This window comes from Alkaliphilus pronyensis (genome assembly GCF_009017275.1).
Classification (GTDB): domain Bacteria; phylum Bacillota; class Clostridia; order Peptostreptococcales; family Natronincolaceae; genus Alkaliphilus_C; species Alkaliphilus_C pronyensis.
This window is the reverse complement of the sequence record NZ_WBZC01000070.1, coordinates 1-5,936: the sequence shown is the minus strand read 5'-3', so window position 1 is coordinate 5,936 and position 5,936 is coordinate 1. Positions and strand designations below refer to the sequence as shown.

Below are 5,936 nucleotides of genomic sequence, written 5' to 3'. Positions count from 1 at the left end.
TGGGACTTTATCTTGCTAAACAAATGGTTTTGAAGCTAGGTCATAATATATCAATTCAATCTGAAGAAGGAAAACAAACCCAGGTTAATATCCACTCTCCTAAAACTGCAAACTATTATCTGCTATAGTTTTTTTAAGGTTAACCTTGATTAAATAAATTTTCATTCTATACCATAGACAAATATGCAGAACTCTCTTTGGTTTTGCATATTTGTTTATTTCTGAGTAAAAGTACGTACCCCCTAAGAAAATTCCCTCAAACTAATTAGTCTAAGGGAATATATAAAACTCTCTAAACTCGCTCTATCAGAGTAACACACTCAACGTGTGTTTTGATAGAAAGATGATACTTACACGCATTAATATTGATTTTCAGTAAAGTTGTACCCCCCTTATGTAATGGGGGAGTAGGATTTTATTCAATCTTGTGCCTCAAATATAGTTATATGTTACTAATCTTTACTTTATAAATTCAACCTCTGGATAGAGTGTTGAAGGTGAATCCAATAATGGTTGAGGAATATCCTTTAAATGAAGCTCAAAGAATGCCGCTATATAGTTTTTCTGTGCCTCAAACACTTGATCAGATTCAGCTGTACCGATACTTTGTTGAATTACTCTCGGCGAAATACTTAGCTTTCTATCAAGCTGCGGAAAAAGAATCTGATAATCAGTAAACGTATAATGTGCTCCCTCAGGTATGGCAAGATCCAGTTTCCATCCAGTTGAATTTTTCCAGAAAGAATTTCTATCATCTGCAGTGAGATGAGAATCCACTTCTCCATCCTTATTGTAACCTGAGTTCATAAGCATGAAGGGACGGTTTAAACCGTACTTGGCTACAGGAAGTGGGTAATCAGGCATATATCCCATAGTACCATCCATATCAATCCCTGCATCCACTCTGTCATCTTCATACATAACCTGTGCAGAAGTTGCACCACCAGCGGAATGTCCAAATATACCTACCTTCGTAAGATTTAGTGCTCTACCAAGACCTAAAGGCAATTCACTTTGTTCATGATCTGGATTTTTACCATCCTGTATTTCAGCAAGCTGGTCAAGTACATATCTCATATCATCAACTCTTACGTCCAGCATCTTAAGTATAGTCTCTGCATTCATAGCTTTTAATTTTCCGGTTTCTAAACGTTCACCTGGGAATTCAACTGCAGAAGTCTCATAAGTGTGATCTACTGTAACCACTACGTAGCCTCTGCTTGCTAAATCTTCCACTACTGCAGTACCAAAGTTTCTTGGAACTGTACCCCCTGGCGAATATAAGATTACGGGCCACCCTTTATCACTGTTTTCAACTGGTGCATTAAGCCATGCGTTTGTAACTGTACCGGATAAGTCAATTTGTCCAGGATGTAATCCAATAGTTGTAACAGTGTTTTCATCATAATATTTAGCTGCTTTAGGTTTCATATACAATGCTTTTTCTTCGCTTTCCTCCTGTGCTGGATACCAGATACTTATCATAAGCTCTCTTACCTTATCATTCACCCAAGGATCAACTCGTGTATCATCTACTAGATGTATTTCAGTAGTACCTACCTCATATTGACCTGTTGGTTTTGGAAGTTCTAAAATGACCTTCTCCCCAGTGTAAGATTCTTCCTTCTCTGCTGGTGGAGTAGTCCAAAGTAGTGCCCCAACCAATGCAATCATCAACATAAAGACTAGAGTAACTAGTGCTCCAACAATAGGAATAGATTTTCCACTTACGCTCTTAGTAGAGGAGTTAACTGTAACACCAAAATAAATTGCATATATAAAACCGAATATAATCACACATAAAACTATAGGCTGAATCAAATTTACTCCTGCTAAATTACTAAAAAATCGTTTCAGGAAATTTATGATTGCCATATAGTGTGCTACACCTATAACTAATGGTAAACCAAATATAAATGCATTTTGCTTGAGTATGGACATGTGAATATCCCTATTACTTACCCCTATTTTACTAAGAATCTCGTATCGTGGTTTATCTGAAGTCACTTCAGATAGTTGTTTAAAGTAAATTATGCTGCCTGTTGCCATAATAAATACTAGTCCAAGAAAGCCTAATATAAACACATTAAAAGCAGCGCCTTCTATACCTAACCGATACTCTGTGTAGAATGTAGATAACTTGGATTGTGGCATCTTGATTGCGGCCAGTGCATCTGTAGTTTTCTTTGTAGTTTTTTGATCCTCTACAACATATCCAACATAGTCTACAGTTGAGCTTTGTGCTTCGATTTTATTATAAGCCTCATCATTTACTACAATCATCACATCGGGATAGCTCCAATTGATTACCCTTTCAACTGTCATTCCTACAAACTCAAGAGTTATATCTTCCTTAGGAAGATTAAGGGTAATGGTCTCCCCCTCGTAATCAGATGATTCATAGTCCGTATACATTGGTCTGATTGCAATTGTTTTTTCATTTTCAATACTAGGTAAAGCAGTTAATTCTAAAATATTTGCAATCTTATTATACTGGCCTACAGAAATTATCTTCACAGGATTCTCATCAGCATTTGCCTCTCTTCCTGATAATATATCTGAACTTGAAGCTTCCCCTTTGCTTTTAGCTACCGATATATTCATTTGAGCAACAACAGAATGCTCTTCATCTCCTCGGATTATATTGTCTACACTCTTATTAAAAGTTTCATCCTGAGAAATATACATATAACTAAAAGGTGTAGCCAGTCTAGCGTTTTCTTCAAAACCATAGTACATTCCAACACCAACGGTAACGGCAGATAATGCAACTGCAGATAATAATGATATTACACTTAACATTCTAGAGTTCCCTTTAATTCGATAAACCAGATTAGATGTAGTTACCAGATTCATTCCATTATAGTAGCTTTTTTTGTTACGTTTTTTCATTTTAAGAAGTAAAACCACCGCTGAAGAGAACAATAATATAGTTCCTAATATTATTCCTACAAGGGTTATGCCAATATTGCTAAGGACTTCTTCATTGTTCGAAAACCTCTGAAACGAAAACCAATATCCTAAGACTAAACAAAGCACAGCCAATATGCCTGAAATAACAGATGTCTTAGGCTGCTGTTCTCCAACCTGTTCTGCTCTAAAAAGTTCAATTAGTTTAAATTTATAAATCAATCTATATCCTTGAATGGACGTAAACAGGATAATAGCCATAAATACAATAGTTGTGTTAATAACAGCCTTAAGAGAAAATACCATACCTACATCTACTGATATTCCAAGGAGCCTAATTAAAATCATACTGAATAATCTAGATAAAAATGTCCCTACTGCGATTCCTATTACTAATACTACAGTACCCATAATGAAGTTTTCATAAAACAACATTCTACCTATAGTTTTTCTCTGCAAACCAAGAAGTGAATACAGTCCCACTTCTTTTTTCCGTTTTCTTGCAAAGGTATTATTTGAATACAGTATAAATACACTTACGAATAGTATCAGTATAACAGAGGCCACCATAAAAATTGACTGCATTGCCTGTGAAGATTCTATACCTTTTGCTATTTCTGTACTGTACTGCAGAGAAACGAAGGTATAATAAATAACAACACTGAAAAGCATTGAAATAAAATAAATAAGATAACTTTTAAAATTCCCTTTTATATTTTTCTTTGCTACAGCAAATAATGTCACTTTCACTTCCCCCTAACATATTTAAAACATCTAATAACTTTTTAAAGAAATCTTTTCGGGATGTGTTTTCTTTTACTAGTTCTGTAAATATATTTCCATCTTTTATAAAAAGCACTCTTTTACAATAACTTGCTGCAAATGCATCATGAGTTACCATAAGAATTGTTGCCTTATCTTGTTTATTAAGTGATTTTAAGCTTTCCAAAAGATCTGTAGCCGACTTAGAATCTAATGCTCCCGTTGGCTCATCAGCTAATATTAAACTTGGATTTGATATAATAGCACGTGATGCCGCTGTACGCTGCTTCTGCCCTCCAGAAATTTGATAAGGATACTTTTCAAGTATAGGGCGTATTCCAAATTTATCTGCAATTTCATCCACTCTGCCTTCTAACTCCCATACCTTTATTTTAGCTATTGCTAGAGGCAATAGAATATTCTCCTTAACAGTTAATGTATCTAATAAATTGTAATCCTGAAAAATAAAGCCTAATTTATCCCGCCTAAAGGCAGACAGTTGCTCCTCATTCATATTCAATATACTTTCTCCATCAATCTTGATATCTCCAGAAGTTGGCTGATCTATAGTAGCTAAAATATTTAAAAGAGTTGTTTTTCCAGATCCAGAAGGGCCCATAATACCAGCAAATTCTCCTTCCAGAACAGTCAGATCAATTCCGTGCAAAACAGGAAAAACGGTTCCCTTTAGACCATACACTTTTTTAATTTCTTTTGCTTCTACTACTTTTTTCATATATAACTCCCTCCGTTTAAACAATTTCTAATCTTGTTATAATATTAGCATAATAAAATCAAATAATCCCTTAATTAACCTTACGGTTTTTACGCCCAACCTTACAGATTTGTAACCTATGTTGAAACTCTTACTTTTTTTATAAAAAAAGGTATAATAAGTTCAAACAGAACTTTGGAAACAACTTTCAGCCATTGGAGGAATAGAGATGAAGATAATGATTGTAGAAGACGAACCAACGATTAGAGACATGCTTGGAGAGAGCATAAGAAAGTGGGGATATGAGACGATCATTTTCGATGATTTCAATCAGGTGCTTGAAGTCTTCCTAAAAGAAAAACCCCATCTTGTGTTAATGGATATCAATCTACCTGTTTTCGATGGGTTCCACTGGTGCAATAAAATCAGAGATGTCTCAAAAGTACCTATTATATTTATTTCATCCCGTAATACACCTATGGATATGGTCATGTCCATGAATATGGGTGGAGATGATTTTATTCAGAAACCTTTCTATGAGGAAGTGCTGATAGCTAAAATAAAGGCCCTGTTGCGTAGGACATATTCATACACTGAAACAATCTCTACAATAATCGAACATGATGGAATTATGCTAAATCTTAATAATGGAGATGTTTATTATGATGACCAAAAGGCAGAGCTTACAAAAAACGAATTTAAAATTCTAAATATCCTTATGCAGAACAAGGGATCTGTAGTAAGTCGTGAAAAAATAATGCGCAGTCTTTGGGAAGATGAAAGCTTTGTAGATGATAATACACTAACAGTAAATATTGCCCGTATACGCAAAAAGCTTACAGACCTAGGCAAAGAAAACTATATTGCTACGATGAAGGGGGAGGGTTATATAATCAGATGAACTTTTTTAAATACCTAGAAGAGAAACGTTACTTTTTGATACTATTCATCATAATGATGTTGTTTATAACACTTATGATGATAGTAAGTACTAATAGGGAGCAGCTTGTTAGCAATATTCTATATACAAACTTAGGCTGCACCTTTCTAGCATCAATTTATATAGTTATAGGTTACTTTTATCATAACTCTTTTTATAAGCAGCTGAATGAATTGATTAAAAGTGATGAAAAAGAAATACTTGAAGCAGCTCCCAAACCACAGAATTATGAACAGGAATTACATATGCAGCTGTTAAAAAAAGTGCATAGTAATTACATGGATGATATTGAAAAGCTACATAATGAGAAAAAAGAACACCAAGACTTTATTATGTCATGGATTCATGAGGTAAAACTTCCTATTACCGCAAGCCTTATGCTTATGAAAAACAGTTCTGGTAAGACAGTGGATTTCCTAGTAGATAAGTTTGAAGATGAATTACACAAAATAGAAAATTATGTGGAACAGGCACTGTACTATTCCCGTATCGACTCCTTTTCAAAGGACTATTTTATTACAGAAATCTCATTAAATCAGGTCATTCGTAAAAGTATAAAGAAGCATTCAAAGTTGTTTATAAATAAGCGTATCAACTTCACAATATGGG

General features: G+C 34.5%; 3 protein-coding genes and 1 pseudogene. 2 read left to right on the top strand and 2 right to left on the bottom strand.

The annotated features are described in order from the left end of the window. Positions 1–459: 459 nt before the first annotated feature. A complete protein-coding gene (locus F8154_RS14065) occupies positions 460–3,654 on the bottom strand; it encodes an alpha/beta hydrolase (RefSeq protein WP_151862260.1) in 3,195 nt (1,064 codons plus the stop codon). Next, positions 3,608–4,408, bottom strand: a complete 801-nt coding sequence (locus F8154_RS14060) for an ABC transporter ATP-binding protein (RefSeq protein WP_151862259.1) — start codon at positions 4,406–4,408, stop codon at positions 3,608–3,610. The genes F8154_RS14065 and F8154_RS14060 overlap by 47 nt, the downstream gene beginning before the upstream one ends. 208 nt (positions 4,409–4,616) lie before the next feature. Between F8154_RS14060 and F8154_RS14055 the strand changes: the two genes are divergently transcribed. Together F8154_RS14055 and F8154_RS14050 are read left to right on the top strand one after the other, a co-directional pair. After that, positions 4,617–5,288 (top strand): response regulator transcription factor, encoded by a 672-nt coding sequence (locus tag F8154_RS14055; RefSeq protein ID WP_151862258.1) that lies wholly within the window; start codon positions 4,617–4,619, stop codon positions 5,286–5,288. Then, positions 5,285–5,936, top strand: a pseudogene (locus F8154_RS14050) (hypothetical protein); the annotation flags it as partial. The gene F8154_RS14055 and the pseudogene F8154_RS14050, both read left to right, overlap by 4 nt.

Bases quoted from the DNA above. Each gene is read 5' to 3' on its own strand.
- F8154_RS14060 (WP_151862259.1), bottom strand. From the start codon at position 4,408: ATGAAAAAAGTAGTAGAAGCAAAAGAAATTAAAAAAGTGTATGGTCTA.
- F8154_RS14055 (WP_151862258.1), top strand. From the start codon at position 4,617: ATGAAGATAATGATTGTAGAAGACGAACCAACGATTAGAGACATGCTT.